Below are 18,769 nucleotides of genomic sequence, written 5' to 3'. Positions count from 1 at the left end.
TTTATTAATGTACCGCTATCTTGTATACTTTATGACAACTGACACAATTGTTCAAAATTTGAATAAGCTTTTCCTGAATTTCTTCTTTATTATAATTTTCTTTGGTGCTACAGGCAATCTGGTCGAACAAATCATGGGTATTCATTCCCAATTTTTTAAATTCTAATGGCAGTGTTCTTAGTAAACCGACCGGTATGTCTTGCTTTTTACAGGCACCCGATGCTGTTGCTGCCAGTGTTATCTCATCCAGATCATTACTAATAATCGCTTTCTGAATGATCTGTACATTTTCCAAAAAACTCCGCATTTCCGTCATGATATATTCCCGGTTCTGATTCGTCATTTTTATTACAATCCGATTATCTGTTTTTTTTTCTACATCCGATCCTCTTATAAAAAAAACATAAATCAAACCGAAATTCAGGAATACGGATAACAGGAATATGACTCCTGCAATTCTGCGTCTCATACTATTATACTTAAAAGATTATCGCATTTACTGTCTTTTTAACTCGGTCGTTCACACCCTTTTCGGGTGTAGAATTTCCAATTGATAAAAGTGGCCCAGAGACAAATTACAAACACCAATCCGAAAAATAAGCGCGTATCTCCGGTAAAAGCTCTGGATTGGGTAATCAATACATTAAAGACAAAAGGGCCAAAAGCAGCAATGGCCGAGGTCCATCCGATTACGCCGGCAGCTCTTCTCGGAGAATCCGAAAAGATAATCGGGAATTGTTTGAATGTTGCGGCATTACCAACTCCGGTGAAAAAGAAAATCAACAATATGATGGTTACAAATACAGGGAATTGTTCGATAGCCGTTGGTGTCAGATAACCTCCTAAAATCAATATGGCAAATAGGATTATCAAAGCGATACCTGTAATATGTGTTAGGATAGCGCCTCCGGTTTTATCTGCAATTTTACCAAAAATCACACGAACCAAAGAACCGATTAACGGACCGTAAAAAGCATATTTTAACGGATCCAAATCGGCTTCCAGCGGGACATAAAGACTTTTTATCATCATCGGGAAAGCAGCAGCCAAACCGGCAAATGTCCCAAACGTCATAAAGTAAGTCAATGTACAATACCAGGTATGCTTGTCTCCGAATATATCCAATTGTTCTTTAAATGAAGCCGTTACCGGAATATTTTTTAACGAAACCCAGGCCCAGATTCCAATCAGAAATAAAGGAATTATATAGATAAAAGCTACATTTTCCAAAAATATTACTTCTCCGGATGCGGCAATAATTTCACCGCCACCCACAAAGGAAAAAATACCCAGACTCAGCACCAATGGTGACAGTAATTGTACCAGACATACTCCAAAATTTCCAATTCCGGCTTGTATTCCCAATGCCGTGCCCAATTCTTTTTTTGGAAAGAATAAGGATGTAGATGGCATATACGATGAGAAATCTCCCCCTCCAATTCCCATTAAAAAGGCAATTAACATAAAATAGCTATACGAAGTTTCCGGGTTCATCACCGCAAAACCGAGCATTAACAACGGAATAATCTTAATTAATGTCGTTACTGTAACAACTTTTCTGGTTCCAAAAAGCGGAATCAGGAACGTATTCAATATCCGCAGTAAACCGCCTGCCAAACCTGGCATTGCCGCCAGCCAGAAAAGCTGGTCGTCCGAAAAATCAAATCCGATTTTTGGTAATTTAATCACTACTACGCTAAACAAAAACCAGGTGATAAAAGAGATTGTTAATGCTATTGTGGTAATAATCAATGTTTTCCAGGCTATTTTTTTACCTTTTTTTTCCCAAAACTGTTCCTCATTGGGATCATAATTTGTCAGCCATTGTGAATTCATATAAAATAGTTTAATGTTAACAATTTCATTCGCATAGCTGTGTTGGTAGGTTATTGTTCCAACTCCTATACTCAATTATTCAATACGGTGTTTGAGGTGAGGGGCTTCTTTATGTGTCATTTTTTTAATCGTGTTGGTCATCCAATACAATGAGACAGCTGAAATGACAAAAACAAAAATCCAGGAACTCGTCCATAAATCAGAGAAATCCAGCAGGTAACCGAATAGAATTGGCCCGATAAATCCGCCTAATCCGCCAATAAGTCCAACCATTCCGCCTACTATTCCCACTTCATTAGGAAAGTATTCTGGAATATGCTTGTAAACTGCGGCTTTTCCTATTCCCCAGACTATCCCTATGGCAATGACCAATAGCGAAAACACCCAGATATGGGCTTCGAATTTGATCAATGTAACCCCTTCGGCTAAAAGTTCTTTTTTCCTGACTTTCTGGTTTTGTTTGACCACTATTTCCTGCCAGGAAAAAAATTCGGGAAATATCTTGGTTTGTTCCGGGATTTCCGGCTTTTCTTTTATCGTAAAAGTTTCATTATTCAGTACAATTTTATTTTCGGTGACTTCTGTGACTACTCCCGATTTCGTTGTGATAATCCCTTTTCCCGGTGTTAGAATATCCATTTTGGGGAGCATCAGTAATCCACTTATGATCAACGATGAATACAAGACCCAGTACATGACCCTCCGAGCACCAAACTTATCCGATAAGTAGCCTCCCAGAGCCCGGATCACACCACTCGGTAAACTAAATGCTGAGGTTAATAAACCGCCTAATATCAGCGATGTTTTGTATACATTTACATAATAAGGTAACAACCATTGTGAAAATGCTACAAACAAACCAAAAACCAGAAAGTAATAGAGTCCGAAACGCCATACCCGAGTTTTTTTTTAAGGGCGCGAGTAATTCCGTTGTTGTTTTGATTTGTCCCGTTACTTTTTTATTCTTAGCAAAAAAGAGGAAAATAAGTCCTATAAAAATTAATGTGACACCGTAGATTACCGGTAACCAGCGCCATCCGTTTTCGGGATCAATAGCTGATAGCGCATTTAGAGTAGCCGGTGCCAAAAAGGTGGTCAACGCGGCTCCCGCATTTCCCATTCCAAAAATACCTAATGCTCTCCCCTGCCATGCTTTGGGATACCAGATCGAAGTAAACGCAATACCGACAGCAAAACTGGCACCTACCATACCAAAACAGATACTTAGCAAAAAATAGGTCCAATACGAATGGACAAAATAGATTAAAAACAGTGGAATCGAGCAACCTAACAACAGCCAGGCAAAAACCACTTTCCCACCATATTTATCGGTAAGTATACCCAGAGGTAATCGCGTGATGGAACCCGATAAAATAGGTATTCCTAAAAGCCATCCGGTTTCCACAACCGACCAGTTGAATATTCCATTATCAACCAAATACGTGACCAAAACACCATTCATTGTCCAACAGGCAAAACAAATAGTAAAAGCCAATGTATTTAAGAAAAGGATTTTGTGTGCAAATCGTAGATTTTGCTCCATAAACTTAATTTTTATTGGTTACAAATAATAAAAAAACCCCAGTGAACAGCCATAAATAGCTGCTCCTTGGGGTTTAGTTTGTAAAGGTAAGTAAAAATATTTTTATAACATATTATTTAATTTATTTATTTTTTATAACTTTATATCACAAAAATTTATTTTTATTCGTTTTATGTTACAAAAAATAAACCTTAAAGCCTTTCTTGTCGCAGTTCTTGCTACGGTTTTGACCTTACTTCTGGTACTTATCGGATCTCGTAGGCTCCAAAATTTTGATGCCGCTTTGGTCGCCTATCTGTTTGGAACTTTATTCGCAATTTTCGGAATTGTATACCGCTATATGGTATGGATTCAAAGGCCACCTACCAGGCTGTATTTTAAAAGCAGTTTCCGGATTCTTTTTTCAAAGGATTTCCTTTATTATTTACGATATGCTATTAAAGATTTCTTTAAAAATATAGTCCTTCAAGATTTTATCCTTAAAAGAGGAAAAAAAAGAGGTATTTCACACCTGCTCATGGCAGTAGGCTGTACCATTGCTTTTTCCATTACTTTTCCACTTACTTTCGGCTGGATTCACTTTACTTTAGATCCGGTTTCCGGATTGGATCCTAATCTGGAACCTATTTATACCGCTCATTTTTTCGGGTTTGATGTGATGCATTTTCCGGTCAAATCCTTTGTAGGATTCCTGACTTTCGGTGCGTTAAACTGGTGTTCCTTACTGGTTATCATTGGGGCTTCTTACTTCCTTCAAAAGCGGCTAAAAGATCCCGGACTAATCGCTACACAAACATTTGAAGGCGATATCCTTCCCTTGTTGTTATTAATATTAGTATCGTTAACCGGATTGGGCTTAACACTGGATTATGAATTTATGAAAGGACAGACTTATGAATTCATGGCCGTTACTCATGCCTTTTTTGTAATCGTTTTTCTGGTATGGATGCCATTTGGTAAATTTTTCCATATTATCCAGCGACCGGCTCAAATCGGAGCACATATTTACAGGAAAGTCGGTAAACAACTTGGTATGCAGGTTTGTAAGCATACCGGAAAAGAATATGCCACGCAACTCCATATTGCTGATTTAAAAAAACTGACCCGTCAATTGGGGTTCCAACTCGAATCGAAAAACGGACAATCGCTACTGGAATACAGCCCCGAAGGAAAAAGAGATTTAGTAGCGATCGCACATTTAAAAGCCAGGCAAGAATCCGGAACCTACTTCGGATAACCCACTCAAATCAAAAAACCTACTAAAATAAATGTCTAACAGGTTTCTAATCGAAAAATAAAAAATCCGGTTTGAAACGATAAACTATATTTAGTATGGCAAAACTTCCTATCGACATCGATCGTATTATCGAACAATTTGGGCCAACACTCAATTTTCCGAAGCCGGAAGGTATTCCGGGAAGGGACGAGCCAGACAAAGTGGTCGAAACCCATTGTTGTTTCTGTGGTATGCAATGTGGTATTAAACTACTTGCAAAAAACAATAAAATCGTTGGTTTTGAACCCTGGATGGAATTTCCGTTCAATCAGGGGCGCTTATGTCCAAAAGGTGTTCAACGCTATATGCAGGACAATCATCCTGACCGACTGACAACTCCTCTTTTAAATGTGCCAGGCGAAGGTTATCGTCCGATACAATGGGAAAAAGCGATGGATATGACCGTCTCGGAAATAAAGCGAATACAGTCCCTGCATGGCAAGGATGCTTTTGCCGTTCTTTCCGGAGTTTCTCTAACTAATGAGAAGTCCTATATGGTTGGGAAATTGGCGCGGACGGCTATAAAAACTAAAAATCTCGATTACAACGGACGCTTGTGTATGGTATCGGCTGGTGCAGGAAATAAAAAAGCTTTCGGACTGGATCGGACATCCAATAATTATGATGATCTGGAAAAAGCCGAAGTGATTATCGTAACCGGAGCAAATGTGTCTGAAACATTCCCGACTCTCACTTATTGGTTATGGCGCGCCCGGGATAATGGCGCCAAACTGATTGTTGTCGATCCGCGAATCATTCCATTGGCCCGAACAGCAGATATTCACCTCGATATACGTCCCGGAACCGATTCGGCACTTTTTGGAGCAATACTCAATTATATGATTGAGCATGATATGCTTGATCATAACTTTATAGATAATTATACTTCCGGCTTTGAAGCGGCTAAAGAAGCCGTAAAAGACTATACTTTGGAATGGGCTGAAACCATTACCGGAACTAAAAAAGAAAAAATTGAAGCAGCGGCACAACTTTGGGGAAAAGCAGCTACTTCATTTTTATTACATGCAAGAGGTATTGAACACCATACCAAAGGTGTCGAAAATGTACTGAGTTGTATCAATATTGTACTGGCTTCTGGTAGGATCGGAAAACCTTATTGTGGTTACGGAACGATTACCGGACAAGGAAACGGACAAGGTGGTCGCGAACACGGTCATAAATGTGATCAACTACCCGGAAACCGGGATATCGAAAACCCGGAACATCGTAAATATATTGCCGGAGTCTGGGGCATTGATGAAAAAGAACTCCCCGGTAAAGGGCTGTCGGCCTACGAAATCATTGAGGCCATTCATCGCAATGAAATCAAAGGATTGCTTTCGCTCTGCTTTAATCCGCTGGTGTCCTTACCCAACAATAATTATGTTCGTGAAGCATTGGAAAAACTGGAGTTTTATGTTGGCATCGACTTCTTTATGAGTGAAACCATGCGTCATTGCGACATCATCCTACCCGGTTCGCTTCACGAGGAAGAGGAAGGTACCGTAACCACTGCCGAAGGACGTGTTGTTCGCATCCGTAAAGTAGTTGATCCACCGAAAAATGCCCGAACCGATTCCGCAATTTTAATGGAACTGGCACAGCGATTGGGTGCCGGGGATAAATTCAATTTTGTAAATAGTGAAGCTGTTTTTAATGAACTTCGCGTAGCTTCCAAAGGTGGCACTGCCGATTATTATGGGATCACCTACGCTAAAATTGAAAAAAATATGGGGGTATTCTGGCCTTGTCCGGAATTGGATCATCCCGGTACGCCACGATTATGGGAAGATAAAAAATTTAAAACGCCCGATGGTAAAGCCCATTTCAATCCCGTACACTACCATCCCAGTATGGATCCGGTAGACGAAGAATATCCTGTTATCCTAACCACTGGTCGTGTGGTTTCCCAGTATCTAAGTGGAACCCAGACGCGCAGAATCGGAAAACTGGTCGAGCAATTTGCACAACCGTTGCTCGAAATTCATCCCACACTGGCCGCACAATATAATATACAGCAACATGAGGAAGTCCGGGTAATTACTAAACGTGGTGAAGCTTTATTTCCGGCCAATATTGTCGAAACTATCCGGGAAGATACCGTGTTTATTCCTTATCACTGGCCGGGGAAAAAATCGGCCAATCAATTAACCAGCGGTCATTTGGATCCTATTTCAAAAATACCCGAATTTAAAGTGAGTGCCTGCCAGCTTATTCCGACCGGTAAACAAGCTTATGTCGCTAAAGATGCTCCCGACTATAAAAGCAATTAATAGAAGTAATCCCTCCCTCTGATCATTTTATGTCTTTGCTAAAACGGATCTCAATTATCCGCTTTGGTTTAATTTAATTACAAAAATATGCATCACTATTATAAACTACAGGAAGAGTTCTTCGTAGACATGCAACGTTGTATCGGTTGCAAATCGTGCGAAGCAGCCTGTGCAGAATGTGAAACCAACGGTGAAGAGTCTATGATTCACGTTAACTATGTAGACCGCGCCGTAACGATTCAAACCACCGTTCAGGTTTGTATGCATTGTGACGATCCGGTTTGCGCGAATGTTTGCCCTGCTGACGCGATTACCAAAGATGAGTTCGGAATCGTACATACAGCCAATACATCACGTTGTATCGGATGTTCCAATTGTGTGATGGCCTGCCCGTTTGGCGTACCGAAAAAAGTAGAACACTACGATCTGATGATGAAATGTAATATGTGTTACGACAGAACCAGTGTGGGCAAAAAACCGATGTGCGCCACCGTTTGTCCTAGTGGAGCCTTGTTTTACGGAACCCGGGAAGAAATGGAAAAAATGCGTCCTAACTCCTCTCCTGTCAATCAGTTTGTTTTTGGTCAGGAGGTAGTAAAAACCAAAGTAAATATTATGATGCCAAAAGGTAGTACCGAATTAAAAATATTTTAAAAAACACGATAATGAGTCATCAGGATAAACACTGGAAAAAAGATTTCCCGATTAACAGATCCCAGGCCAATCAGGTAAGCCGAAGGGATTTTGCAAAGTTACTCGCTGTGGTTTCCGGCGGAATGGTTGTTGGCAACGGCGTTATTGCAGCAAAAGCCGCTTTCTTTAACGAGCCAAAAAATGAAAAAAAACAAAAAATCTGCGCCAAAAATGAAATTCCGGTAGGTGGAACAAAATCCTTTGTCCTGGAAAATGATACGGTTCCTTATATACTGATCCATACAGAAGAAGGTGAATTTTACGCCTACGAACAGAAATGTACCCATTTGTCATGTGCTGTATATTATAAACCCGGTACATTAACCATTGAATGTCCTTGTCATAACGGATGGTTTGATGTAAAAACAGGAAATGTTATTCAGGGACCACCACCCCGTCCATTAAAAAAACTGGACGTAACTTTTGAAGGGAATGCTATTTATGTTCAACATCCTAAAAATGAAACCGTATGAGTAATTTCAGAACCACACAGGAACAAGCCCATCCGCAGAAAAAAAGCATGATTATGTCTGCCCTGATTACTGTCTTACTCGTGAATCTGCTGCTCCAGATTTGGCTGTTGTATACCGCCCTTAACAATGCCCTGGAAGGACATCCGGAAGTAGCTTACAGTACTTTTATCGCTTCTTTTGTCCTGTTTCTGGCAAGTGTACTATGGCTGTATTTTTTACCGGAAAAAGTAAATTAAAAACGGACTTCCCCCTTCTTAATTTCGAACAAATGCTAAAAGATACGCACCATAGAATCCACGATTATCTCCGGATATCGTTAACGGATAATTGTAATTTTCGGTGTACCTATTGTATGCCGGAAGAGTCTATTTCGCTAATGCCACCTCAAAAACTAATGCAAACGGATGAAATTTTTAGTATTGCCGAAGTATTTACATCCCTCGGTGTCAAAAAAATCCGTTTAACCGGAGGGGAGCCTTTGGTACGAAAAGATTTTACTGCTGTCGTCGAACGCTTGTCGATGCTACCCGTTCAGTTGACATTAACCACTAATGGTATGTTATTAGATCGCTATAAAACGACACTACAAGAATCTGGAATTCAATCGGTTAATATTAGTCTTGATACACTCGATCCGGTTAAGTTTTTACAGATCACGCAAAGGGATCAGTTTCAAAAAGTATGGAATAATATCCTGATGTGTCTTGATCAAGGGATATATGTCAAACTGAATATCGTTTTGATCAAGGGCTTTAACGATGATGAGGTTTTCGATTTTATAGACCTGACTAAAAGCCTGCCGTTGCATTTGCGTTTTATCGAATTTATGCCCTTTGATAAAAACGAATGGCATAAAGATAAAGTCGTTCATAATCGGATCGTTTTGGAAGCTGTCACACAACAGTATGCCTTGTTTAAACTTCGGGACGGGAAAAATGATACCGATACAAAATTTGGAATTCTTGGCCACACTGGTACAGTTTCCTTTATTTCTTCTTTGAGCCATTCTTTTTGCAGTAGTTGTAACCGAATGCGGCTGACGGCCGACGGAAAGATGAAAAACTGCCTGTTTGGGGCAGAAGAATTTGATATACTCGGCGCCTTCCGAAATGGCGAAAATATTGTTCCGGTTATCGAACGTTGCCTTATGAAAAAACATAAAATGCTCGGCGGTCAATTTGATGATTATACACGTGTCGATCCGGATACATTACAAAACCGAAGCATGATTAAAATCGGTGGTTAACCAATCTATAAAACGTAAAAATGATATCCGTAAAAGAAGCCTTACATCATATTCTGCAACAGTGTCATACGCTAAGCCCTATCCGCATTCCACTGGAAGCAGCCGGTAATTTTATTGCAGCCGAAACGATCTATTCACCTGTAGCAGTACCGTTTTTTGATAATTCGGCCATGGATGGGTATGCGATTCGTTATGAAGACATAAAAAATAATCTCCCATTAAAATTGCACTACCAGATCGAAGCCGGAAAAACCCGGGTACCGGAATTACAGAAAGGAGAAGCAGCTCGAATTTTTACCGGAGCGCCCATACCTCTCGGTGCCGATACCGTTGTACAACAGGAAAATTGTTCGGTTGAAAAAGGAATTCTAAAGCTTATACAGCCTGTTTCTCCGGGCGATCATATCCGAAAACGAGGAACGCAAACTCAAAAAGGCGATTTGGTTATATCCAGAGGGCGTTTACTTACACCCGAATATATTGGCTTTCTGGCTACTTTAGGAATCGATTCGGTTGCTGTTTTTCCAAAACCGAAAGTCGGTATTATCAGTACCGGTAAAGAGCTTGTTCCGGCCGGTACTATATTGCAAAACGGACAGATCTACGAAAGTAATTCGATCGCTTTAAAAGCTTTATTACACCAACTGGAAATACCCGTTATATTTTCCCAATGGATTGACGATAAAGAATCCGAATTGTACCAATTTGTCTTGGAAAATCATAAAAAAGTAGATCTATTACTTTTTACCGGTGGCATTTCGGTTGGTGACTATGATTTTGTAAAACCCGTGCTGGAAAAAACGGGTGCTATTGAGTTCTTTTATAAAGTGCGCCAAAAACCGGGGAAGCCTTTATTTTTCGGAAAAAAGGGCACTACATTGTTTTTCGCACTTCCCGGAAATCCAAGTGCTGTAGTGAGCTGTTTTCATGTTTATGTAAAACCCGCTATACAGCGAATAACAGGATGCCAATTTCAGACAGAAGATTATGCACTATTAGTAACGTCCTATCAGAAAAAAAGCGGGCTGACACATTTTGTAAAGGCTCTGGTACAAAACGGTAAAGCAACAATACTGGACAGGCAACTTTCGTATCAAATGGATGCTTATGCACGGGCCAATGCTTTTGTCGTATTAGATGAGAAACAGGAAGACTTTAAAATGGGCGAAAAAGTCAAGGTCATTTTCTTTCGCTCCAACATGACTATAACACTCTAAAAAATGACTGTAATAAAAACCTATTTGCTTTCCGGAGGAAAAAGTTCCCGAATGGGAGAAGATAAAGGATTAAAATTCCTTTCCGGCAAACCGATGATCACCTATTTACTGGATACGTTGCGACAGTTGGATATCGAACCGGTTATTATCGCACATCATCCCGGTTATAAAACATTTGAACTAACCGTTATTCCGGATAAAATTAAAGATAAAGGTCCGTTAGGTGGCATTTATACGGCTCTTTCTCACGCCGGAGAAACCGTTCTTATTATTAGTGCCGATACGCCTTTTGTGGAACCGCGAGCTATCAAATACCTGATCAAACACAGCATAAAAGATTTGATTAACGTATTGAATTACAAAGGTAGCACACAGCCATTATGCGGCTTATATCCCTTCCGGCTGTTACCGGAAGTCGAATGCAATCTGATCGCTAATAAACTAAAAATGATGGATTTTTTAGCCGAACATAACGCCAATATTCTATCCATTCCTTTCGAAAGCAATGGTTTTCGAAATATCAATACACCTGAAGAATGGTCCAAAGCCGAAAATGAAATCAGTACCAATTTTAAAACAGCATAAGCTATGACTATACAAATATTTGGTAACCTCAACGATGTTGTGAATAAACCTTTTGCGGTTACCTATCCGGTTTCTGTCGGAGCTTTTAAAGCAATCTTACTCCAACATTTCCCGGAACTCCGATCCATGAGTTTTCAGATTGCTATTGATCGGCAAATGAATGAAGACGAAACGTTACTACTAACCGAAAACAATGAAATTGCCTTACTCCCTCCTTTTTCAGGAGGATAAAACGCTATACTATGGAACGTTATAACAGACAGCTTATTTTACCGGTTTTTGGAATAGCTACGCAACAAAAACTGGCCGATGCCAGGGTTCTTGTTGTTGGCGCCGGAGGCTTGGGATGTCCCGTTTTACAATATCTCTGTGCCGCTGGTGTTGGTCAGCTTGGTGTAATCGATCCGGATAGGGTTTCGCTTAGTAATCTGCAACGACAGGTACTATTCGACGAACTGGATATCGGTAATCTGAAGGTAGACGTCGTGCAAAAAAAGCTTTCAAAATTGAATAGTGAAACCGATATTCATAGCTATCCCGAAAATTTGGATATGAGTACTGTTTTTGAACGGGTCAGCTCCTATTCGATTATCGTGGATTGCACCGATAATTTTACAACACGTTACCTCTTAAACGATGTATGTCATTTGCTGCAGAAACCATTAGTATATGCTGCGGTTTTTCGGTTTGAAGGACAATTGTCTGTTTTTCATTACGGTGAAAATCCGTCCAACTTAAGGGATCTTTTTCCGGAAATACCAAATCCGTTACATGTTCCATCTTGTAACGAAGCCGGTGTAATTGGTGTATTGGCTGGTATTATGGGAAACTTTCAGGCAAATGAAGTCCTCAAAATTATTACCGGTATCGGGGAAGTAATGTCCGGACAGCTATTAACCTTTAACAGTCTGGATTATCAGTCGGAATTACTCCGGTTCAAATCCAAAACTACCGCATTCAAACCGAAAACAAAGACCGATATTTTAAATCAGTTATATGATTACCACTGTAAAAACATAACCCATATCAATGATTTGGAGACATTGAAAAACATTTTTAATCGGAAAAAAACGATGTTAATTGATGTCCGAAATACAGATGAATTACCCAAAATCGTCGGCTTTAATGTGATGGCGATTCCCTTGCCGGAACTCGAATACCATCTGGAAAAACTGGCCGATTCCGAAACATTGGTTTTTATCTGTCAGAGCGGTATCCGTAGTCTAAAAGCAATCGCATTGGTGCAAAAACACTATCCCGATAAAAATTACTACAACCTCAAAAACGGCATTGCCTTATTTACAAAATGAAAAACAAACAACTTAAAAACAGCTTTATTGAAGGTCCGATTTCACCGGAAACAGTAGCGAAAAGTATTGCCGGACATCTGCATAAAACCCATATTGGCGGGCATTCCATCTTTCTCGGACAGGTACGAAATGATTCGATTAATGGCAAAACTGTAGCGTCTATCGAATTTTCAGCCTATACCGAAATGGCCGAGCAAAAAATAGCCGAAATACGGGAAGCTATTTTTGCCCGATACGATTTGGTTTGCATGCATGTTTATCACAGTCTTGGTCGGATTAATACCGGAGAATTGTGCTTTTTTGTCTTTACCTCATCCAAGCATCGAAAGGCAGCCATACAAGCCTGTAATGAACTGGTCGAACGGATAAAAGCTGAGGTTCCTATTTGGGGAAAAGAAATTTTTGAAGACCAATCCCATCACTGGAAAGTTAATCGTCAGATTGATCAACCATAATTAATGCAGCCAAATACACTATGGTAGATATTACGCCTAAAAATAACACCTTGCGAACCGCCATTGCTCAGGCGGTGGTTAAAGTAGGTAAAACCGAAACAATTGATGCGATCCGGAATAAAACTGTTCCAAAAGGAGATGTTTTTGAAATGGCCAAAGCAGCTGGTCTTTTTGCCGCAAAAAAAACACCCGATATGATTCCCGATTGCCATCCGATCCCAATTGAATATACCGGAATTTCGTATGCTATCGAGGATCTGGAAATTACAATACAAGTTACTGTTAAAACGATTTATAAAACGGGGGTTGAGGTTGAGGCCATGCATGCCGCATCGGTTGTAGCACTTACTTTTTATGATATGCTAAAGCCTATCGATTCTGAAATCGAAATTCGAAGTATACGGTTATTACAGAAAACAGGCGGTAAATCCAAGTACAGCGAGTTTTTTGAAAATCCGATTGTCACAGCGGTGGTGGTCTGTTCGGATTCCATTAGTAAAGGCCAAAAAGAAGATAGTTCCGGCAAGGCTATTATCGAAAAACTAGCAGCACATCCGGTAACGATCCGGAATTATACCATTATTCCCGACGGTGTCGATTCCATACAAAGCAAGATCAAGCAGTATCTCACGGAAAATATTGAGCTGATTCTACTAACCGGTGGTACGGGATTATCCAAAAGGGATTTCACTCCGGAAGCCATTCGGCCGATGTTGGATCGGGAAATACCGGGTATCGGAGAATACCTGCGGCAATACGGACAAAATCGAATGCCGTATTCCATCTTGTCACGAAGTCTGGCCGGTCTGATCGGTGATACGCTGATCATTTGCTTACCCGGCTCTACAAAAGGTGCCAAAGAGTCGATGGATGCGCTGTTTCCACACGTATTGCATCTTTTTAAAATGATACATTCCGGGAAACATTAATTATCCAAGCCAACCTTCCCGATCGAGGCTACGGTATTGTATGGCTTCGGCAATATGAACCGGAAGTACCGATTCCGAAGCCTCCAAATCGGCAATGGTACGGGCGACTTTTAAAATCCGATCGTAGGCACGCGCTGATAAATTCAGGCGTTCCATCGCGCTTTTTAGTAATTGCAACGCCTGATCGTCCAAAATACAATACTCCCGAATCTGGCGGGTAGTCATTTGGGCATTGTAATGGATGTTTTTCTGATGTTCAAAGCGTCGGTTTTGTACTTGTCGGGCAGCTGTGACGCGTTTCCGTATGATCACACTGCTTTCTCCGGGTTGCATATCCGATAATTTTTCAAACGGTACCGGATTCACTTCTACATGGATATCGATTCGATCCAATAACGGACCGGACAGTTTTCCCAAATACCGTTGCATTTCCATCGGTGAAGAGGCAATTGGCGCATCGGGACTGCTAAAATAACCACCGGGACTGGGATTCATACTCGCCACCAACATAAAGGAAGCCGGATAGGTTATGGTAAATTTCGCCCTTGAGATGGTCACTTCACGATCTTCCAACGGTTGTCGCAACACTTCGAGGACTTCTCTTTTAAATTCGGGTAATTCGTCCAGAAATAAAACACCATTATGCGCCAGTGAAATTTCACCCGGTTGCGGATAACTGCCGCCGCCAACCAGCGAAACGGAAGAAGCCGTATGATGCGGTGACCGGAATGGTCGTTGCCGAATCAATCCGCTTTCTTTAATCTTTCCGGCGACACTGTGGATTTTGGTGGTTTCCAACGCTTCCTGCATTGTCATAGGCGGTAAAATCCCCGGGAATCGCTTGGCCAGCATGGTCTTTCCCGAACCTGGCGGACCGATCAATATAATATTATGACCACCGGCAGCGGCAATTTCCAGACATCTTTTAATACTTTCCTGACCTTTGACATCGGCAAAATCAAATTCGGAACAATCCGATAACGGACCGAACTCTTTTTCAAAGTCGACCGTTTCCGGTTCTGGTGCGGCAATGCCTTTAAAAAAATCGATGATTTCGGTTACGTTTGAAATACCGTAAACCGTTATTCCTTCAACTACTGCGGCTTCACGGGCATTTTCTTTTGGAACAATCAATCCTTCAAATCCTTCTTCCCGGGCTTTGATTGCGATGGGTAACGCGCCTTTAATAGGCAAAAGGCTCCCATCGAGAGACAATTCACCCATTATCATAAAACGATCCGTATTTTCGGGGTTAATCTGACCGGATGCAGCCAATATTCCAATCGCAATGGGTAAATCGTAAGCCGATCCTTCTTTACGCAAATCGGCCGGTGCCATATTGATCACAATCTTTTTTCCGGGTAGTTGATAGCCGTTGTTTTTAAGTGCCGCTGCGATACGGTAGCTGCTTTCCTTGATCGCATTATCCGGTAATCCAACCAAATGGTACCCGATTCCTTTATCGATATTGACTTCAATAGTGATTGTAGTGGCTTCCACTCCAAAAACAGCGCTTCCAAAAACTTTTACTAACATGGCGTAGAGTATAGTTTTAAAGATACGGCTTTTTTATTAAAATTAAAACCTCATTTTCAGCAGCTTAACTGATAATTTCTTTTTTGATTGTTGCATTTTTTCAATTTCCGGTAATTCTTTTTTATACTGTTCCGGATCCCATTTCATATTCCAATAGGCAATATAGTCCGTTAAAGGTGGAAGTCCCATTTTTGCCCGGCGTTTGTCTACATTGTCCGGATCTTCCAACGGCAAAATATAATTGCGGTTATTTTTCATATCCCATGCAATCTGGGAACCGTAGATTTGTTTTTTCCCCTGTCGTAAAGCCACACGGTCTTCCAATAAAGCGAGATGGCTACTTTTCGCTTTTTGATCCTTGACCGCTTTTCGCAGCATCGGTAAGTATTTTTCCTGAACCGGCAAATCGGCGTGCTGAACAACCAAAAACAAGATTCGGTTTTCCTCCTCTCCCACTTCGTCCGGGCCTAACCAGCCATAACGATCCAAAATGGCACTGACTTTTATAATATTGATCGAATCGTTTGTTCCTATCGATTTCCATAAGGCATTCATTTCGGGCGATTGGCTACCGTATTTATTTTGAATATATTCAATTTGCGCGCGATCTTTCTGATCGTTCGCTCCGATGATTCGGAGTTCCTGCGCCAACGTTTTTATAGATTGCTCCTGCGCCATCCCGGAAACTAGTGTTCCAACTAATCCGAAAAATAAAATTATTTTCTTCATTGTTACATTTTTAGAAAAAATAAAAACAAAGTATTCATTGATCAATATATAAATTAAAAATACTAGTATTTTCCTTATTTCGATTTCTATCCGATACGAATGTCCATAATTTCTTTATTACTGATTTCAGGACTCAAAATATTCTATCAACTAAATCCGTAAAGATTTTTTACAAAAAAGTAAAAACATCAAACCAAATTTCTACTTTTGGCCTGTTTTTATTCAAACATAATTATGGGATTATTTAACGCCATCATGGGCAATGCTTCTGAAGTAAGCACCGAAAAAATAGCCAAAGAATTTGAGCCTATTTTAATTGACGGAGAACATATTGAAATCGCTTTTAAAGTGATTCGTGATATGTTTGTCTTTACCAACAAACGTCTGATCCTGGTTGACAAACAGGGATTAACCGGATCGAAAGTAGACTATCAATCGATACCGTATACCAGTATCAAGAAATTTTCGAAAGAAAGTGCCGGTCTTATGGATCTGGATGCCGATTTGAAAATCTGGATTACCGGTGAAGCCGCTCCAATTAAAAAGCAGTTCGGTAAAAACGATAACATCAATGCGGTTTATAAAATTTTAAGTCAGCATATTCTAAAATAAAAAAACCTCCGCAATGCGGAGGTTTTTTGTTACTTTTTATATTTTGCAATGGCCGTTTCCAACCAGATTTTATATTCTTCTACATCTGGCGTATAGCCTACCGGTTCTGACAATCGGTTTTCCTGATTGTCCAATATGATATAATACGGTTGTGCATTCGCTTTATAATGCGTAATCTGGAAATCGCTCCATTTGTTTCCTATCGTTACGATTTCTTTTCCGGTTTCTTTGGAAACATATTGCTCATGCTTTGGTAATTCGCGTTTGTCGTCTACATATAATGAAATCAATACCACATCTTTTTTCAGGATCGAAATAATTTCCGGTTTCGACCAAACGAAATCTTCCATTTTACGACAGTTGACACAGGCAAATCCGGTAAAATCCAATAATACGGGTTTGTTAACCGATTTCGCATACACCATTCCTTTCTGATAATCGGTAAAAGCTATAATATCATGAGGTCCAAATTTGGCTCCGTCCGGCAACGTTTCTGTCGCAGCAGCAGCACCTCCTTTGGTATATCCTACGCCATACGGGCTTTCGCTATACGTCATTGGTGGCGGGAATCCGGAAATTAATTTTAACGGCGCGCCCCATAAGCCCGGAATCATATAAATGGTAAAAGACAACACTAAAAGTCCTAATCCCAATCGTCCTACGGAAATATGTGATAGCGGACTATCGTGCGGTAAGGTAATCTTCCCAAACAGGTATAACGCTAAGGTTCCGAAAATCGCAATCCAGATCGCCAGGAATATTTCTCTTTCTAATAAATGTGTTTGCAATACCAAATCGGCATTTGACAGGAATTTAAAAGCTAAAGCCAATTCCAGGAATCCTAAAAATACTTTTACAGTATTTAACCATCCACCGGATTTTGGTAACGAATTTAACCAGCCCGGGAACATGGCAAACAACATAAACGGCAACGCCAATGCCGTTGAAAACCCTAGCATTCCCACGATTGGCGCAATACCACCTTTAGAAGCCGCTTCTACCAATAAGGTTCCTACAATCGGACCGGTACAAGAGAAGGAAACAATTGCCAGTGCCAAAGCCATAAACAATATTCCGATGATTCCGCCTCTATCCGCCTGACGGTCTACTTTATTCGCCCATGAATTGGGTAGCATAATTTCGAATGCCCCTAAGAATGATGATGCGAATACAACTAATAGTACAAAGAAAATAATGTTAAACCATACGTTTGTGGACAATGCATTTAGCGCATCGGCTCCAAAAACAGCGGTTACAAAGGATCCTAATAGTACATAGATTATAATGATGGAAGCACCATAGAACACCGCATTACGGATTCCCTGCGCTCTGTTTTTACTTTGTTTGGTAAAGAAACTTACCGTCATTGGAATCATCGGGAAAACACATGGTGTTAACAAAGCGGCAAACCCGGAGAGAAACGCAATGATAAAGATCGTAAACAATCCTTTTTGTTCTTCTTTTTTACCAACCGGTTGTGTGGTTGACGTTGTTGTTCCTGCCGTCACAAAATTAGTACTGTCAGCCGCAGGTGCTACCGATGCCGAATCGCCCGTAGTTGTCGGAACTACTTCGGAAGCCTCTATTTTTAACGCCGGAAGTGTAAAATCGAATACTTTATCCTGTTGGATACACGCTTCTTTACACACCTGATACGAAATCGCTACTTTAAGCGCTTTTAGGTTTGGATTGGTTACCTTAACCGTTTGCGTGAACCGTGCTTTGTTGGCAAAATAGTATTCGTCGACTTCAAAAACATCATTGAAAACCTTTTTATATTCACTTTCTTTGGTTTTTCCAACCAGTTCGAAATTTCCTTTCTGGTCTTTATAGGTAAATTCCGTTGGTATGACACCACCTTCGGGCGTAAACTGGGAATACATATGCCATTCGTTGTCTATTGTGGCTTCGAATACTAAAACTACTTCGTTATCGGATTTTTTTTCTACGGAAGTTTTCCATTTTACAGGATCCAGCATTTGGGCCTGCGTGCTTATAAAAGCAAAAAACAGAAATAATAGGGCATTTAACTTTTTCATGTACTGTATTGGTCATC

At 40.5% G+C, this 18,769-nt stretch carries 20 protein-coding genes; 13 read left to right on the top strand and 7 right to left on the bottom strand.

All coding sequences use genetic code 11. The features are described from left to right. Window positions 1–4 precede the first annotated feature (4 nt). The 4 genes from E6C50_RS16115 to E6C50_RS16100 all read right to left on the bottom strand — a co-directional run bounded on the left by E6C50_RS16115 (window position 5) and on the right by E6C50_RS16100 (window position 3,379). A complete protein-coding gene (locus E6C50_RS16115) occupies window positions 5–469 on the bottom strand; it encodes a hypothetical protein (protein ID WP_136404270.1) in 465 nt (154 codons plus the stop codon). A gap of 38 nt (window positions 470–507) precedes the next feature. Next, complete coding sequence (locus E6C50_RS16110) at window positions 508–1,836, bottom strand: MFS transporter (protein ID WP_136404269.1); 1,329 nt, start codon at window positions 1,834–1,836, stop codon at window positions 508–510. 75 nt (window positions 1,837–1,911) lie between these two features. Beyond that, window positions 1,912–2,487, bottom strand: a complete 576-nt coding sequence (locus E6C50_RS16105) for an MFS transporter (protein ID WP_136404268.1) — start codon at window positions 2,485–2,487, stop codon at window positions 1,912–1,914. Between the two features lie 112 nt (window positions 2,488–2,599). Then, window positions 2,600–3,379, bottom strand: coding sequence for an MFS transporter (locus tag E6C50_RS16100; RefSeq protein WP_136404267.1), 780 nt, complete (start codon window positions 3,377–3,379; stop codon window positions 2,600–2,602). Between the two features lie 172 nt (window positions 3,380–3,551). Between E6C50_RS16100 and E6C50_RS16095 the strand changes: the two genes are divergently transcribed. The 12 genes from E6C50_RS16095 (at window position 3,552) to moaCB (ending at window position 13,836) form a co-directional block, all read left to right on the top strand. Continuing rightward, window positions 3,552–4,616 (top strand): MFS transporter, encoded by a 1,065-nt coding sequence (locus E6C50_RS16095; protein ID WP_211089560.1) that lies wholly within the window; start codon window positions 3,552–3,554, stop codon window positions 4,614–4,616. A gap of 95 nt (window positions 4,617–4,711) precedes the next feature. Continuing rightward, entirely contained in the window at window positions 4,712–6,928 is a 2,217-nt protein-coding gene (locus tag E6C50_RS16090) for a molybdopterin oxidoreductase family protein (protein WP_136404265.1), read from the top strand. An 87-nt stretch (window positions 6,929–7,015) separates the two neighbouring features. Next, window positions 7,016–7,582, top strand: a complete 567-nt coding sequence (locus E6C50_RS16085; RefSeq protein WP_136404264.1) for a 4Fe-4S dicluster domain-containing protein — start codon at window positions 7,016–7,018, stop codon at window positions 7,580–7,582. A gap of 11 nt (window positions 7,583–7,593) precedes the next feature. After that, entirely contained in the window at window positions 7,594–8,094 is a 501-nt protein-coding gene (locus tag E6C50_RS16080; protein ID WP_136404263.1) for a QcrA and Rieske domain-containing protein, read from the top strand. Further along, window positions 8,091–8,330 carry a DUF6755 family protein gene (locus E6C50_RS16075; RefSeq protein ID WP_136404262.1) on the top strand — a complete coding sequence of 80 codons (240 nt, stop codon included), beginning with the start codon at window positions 8,091–8,093 and terminating at the stop codon, window positions 8,328–8,330. The genes E6C50_RS16080 and E6C50_RS16075 overlap by 4 nt, the downstream gene beginning before the upstream one ends. A 32-nt stretch (window positions 8,331–8,362) precedes the next feature. Next, a complete protein-coding gene (moaA, locus tag E6C50_RS16070) occupies window positions 8,363–9,340 on the top strand; it encodes a GTP 3',8-cyclase MoaA (protein WP_136404261.1) in 978 nt (325 codons plus the stop codon). 20 nt (window positions 9,341–9,360) lie between these two features. Beyond that, on the top strand, window positions 9,361–10,557 hold the full coding sequence (locus E6C50_RS16065) for a molybdopterin molybdotransferase MoeA (RefSeq protein WP_136404260.1): 1,197 nt from the start codon (window positions 9,361–9,363) through the stop codon (window positions 10,555–10,557). A gap of 3 nt (window positions 10,558–10,560) precedes the next feature. Beyond that, window positions 10,561–11,142 carry a molybdenum cofactor guanylyltransferase gene (locus tag E6C50_RS16060; RefSeq protein ID WP_136404259.1) on the top strand — a complete coding sequence of 194 codons (582 nt, stop codon included), beginning with the start codon at window positions 10,561–10,563 and terminating at the stop codon, window positions 11,140–11,142. 3 nt (window positions 11,143–11,145) lie between these two features. Further along, window positions 11,146–11,373 carry a MoaD/ThiS family protein gene (locus tag E6C50_RS16055; RefSeq protein ID WP_136404258.1) on the top strand — a complete coding sequence of 76 codons (228 nt, stop codon included), beginning with the start codon at window positions 11,146–11,148 and terminating at the stop codon, window positions 11,371–11,373. A gap of 11 nt (window positions 11,374–11,384) precedes the next feature. Continuing rightward, complete coding sequence (gene moeB, locus E6C50_RS16050) at window positions 11,385–12,452, top strand: HesA/MoeB/ThiF family protein (protein WP_136404257.1); 1,068 nt, start codon at window positions 11,385–11,387, stop codon at window positions 12,450–12,452. Next, window positions 12,449–12,907 (top strand): molybdenum cofactor biosynthesis protein MoaE, encoded by a 459-nt coding sequence (locus E6C50_RS16045; RefSeq protein ID WP_136404256.1) that lies wholly within the window; start codon window positions 12,449–12,451, stop codon window positions 12,905–12,907. Before moeB ends, E6C50_RS16045 begins: the two co-directional genes overlap by 4 nt. Continuing rightward, on the top strand, window positions 12,907–13,836 hold the full coding sequence (moaCB, locus tag E6C50_RS16040; RefSeq protein ID WP_317128638.1) for a bifunctional molybdenum cofactor biosynthesis protein MoaC/MoaB: 930 nt from the start codon (window positions 12,907–12,909) through the stop codon (window positions 13,834–13,836). Before E6C50_RS16045 ends, moaCB begins: the two co-directional genes overlap by 1 nt. On the opposite strand, the gene E6C50_RS16035 is transcribed toward moaCB, so the two are convergent. Beyond that, window positions 13,837–15,372 (bottom strand): YifB family Mg chelatase-like AAA ATPase, encoded by a 1,536-nt coding sequence (locus E6C50_RS16035; RefSeq protein ID WP_136404254.1) that lies wholly within the window; start codon window positions 15,370–15,372, stop codon window positions 13,837–13,839. A 42-nt stretch (window positions 15,373–15,414) separates the two neighbouring features. Beyond that, entirely contained in the window at window positions 15,415–16,101 is a 687-nt protein-coding gene (locus E6C50_RS16030; protein WP_136404253.1) for a DUF6624 domain-containing protein, read from the bottom strand. Window positions 16,102–16,335: 234 nt separating this feature from the next. On the opposite strand from E6C50_RS16030, the gene E6C50_RS16025 reads away from it, so the two are divergent. Then, window positions 16,336–16,713 (top strand): PH domain-containing protein, encoded by a 378-nt coding sequence (locus E6C50_RS16025; protein WP_211089559.1) that lies wholly within the window; start codon window positions 16,336–16,338, stop codon window positions 16,711–16,713. 29 nt (window positions 16,714–16,742) lie between these two features. On the opposite strand, the gene E6C50_RS16020 is transcribed toward E6C50_RS16025, so the two are convergent. Next, window positions 16,743–18,752 (bottom strand): protein-disulfide reductase DsbD family protein, encoded by a 2,010-nt coding sequence (locus tag E6C50_RS16020; RefSeq protein WP_136404252.1) that lies wholly within the window; start codon window positions 18,750–18,752, stop codon window positions 16,743–16,745. Window positions 18,753–18,769 lie beyond the last annotated feature (17 nt).

The sequence above is a fragment of the Flavobacterium supellecticarium genome (genome assembly GCF_004801375.1).
Classification (GTDB): domain Bacteria; phylum Bacteroidota; class Bacteroidia; order Flavobacteriales; family Flavobacteriaceae; genus Flavobacterium; species Flavobacterium supellecticarium.
The sequence above is the reverse complement of the archived record's forward strand: the minus strand, read 5'-3'. Positions and strand labels throughout refer to the sequence as shown.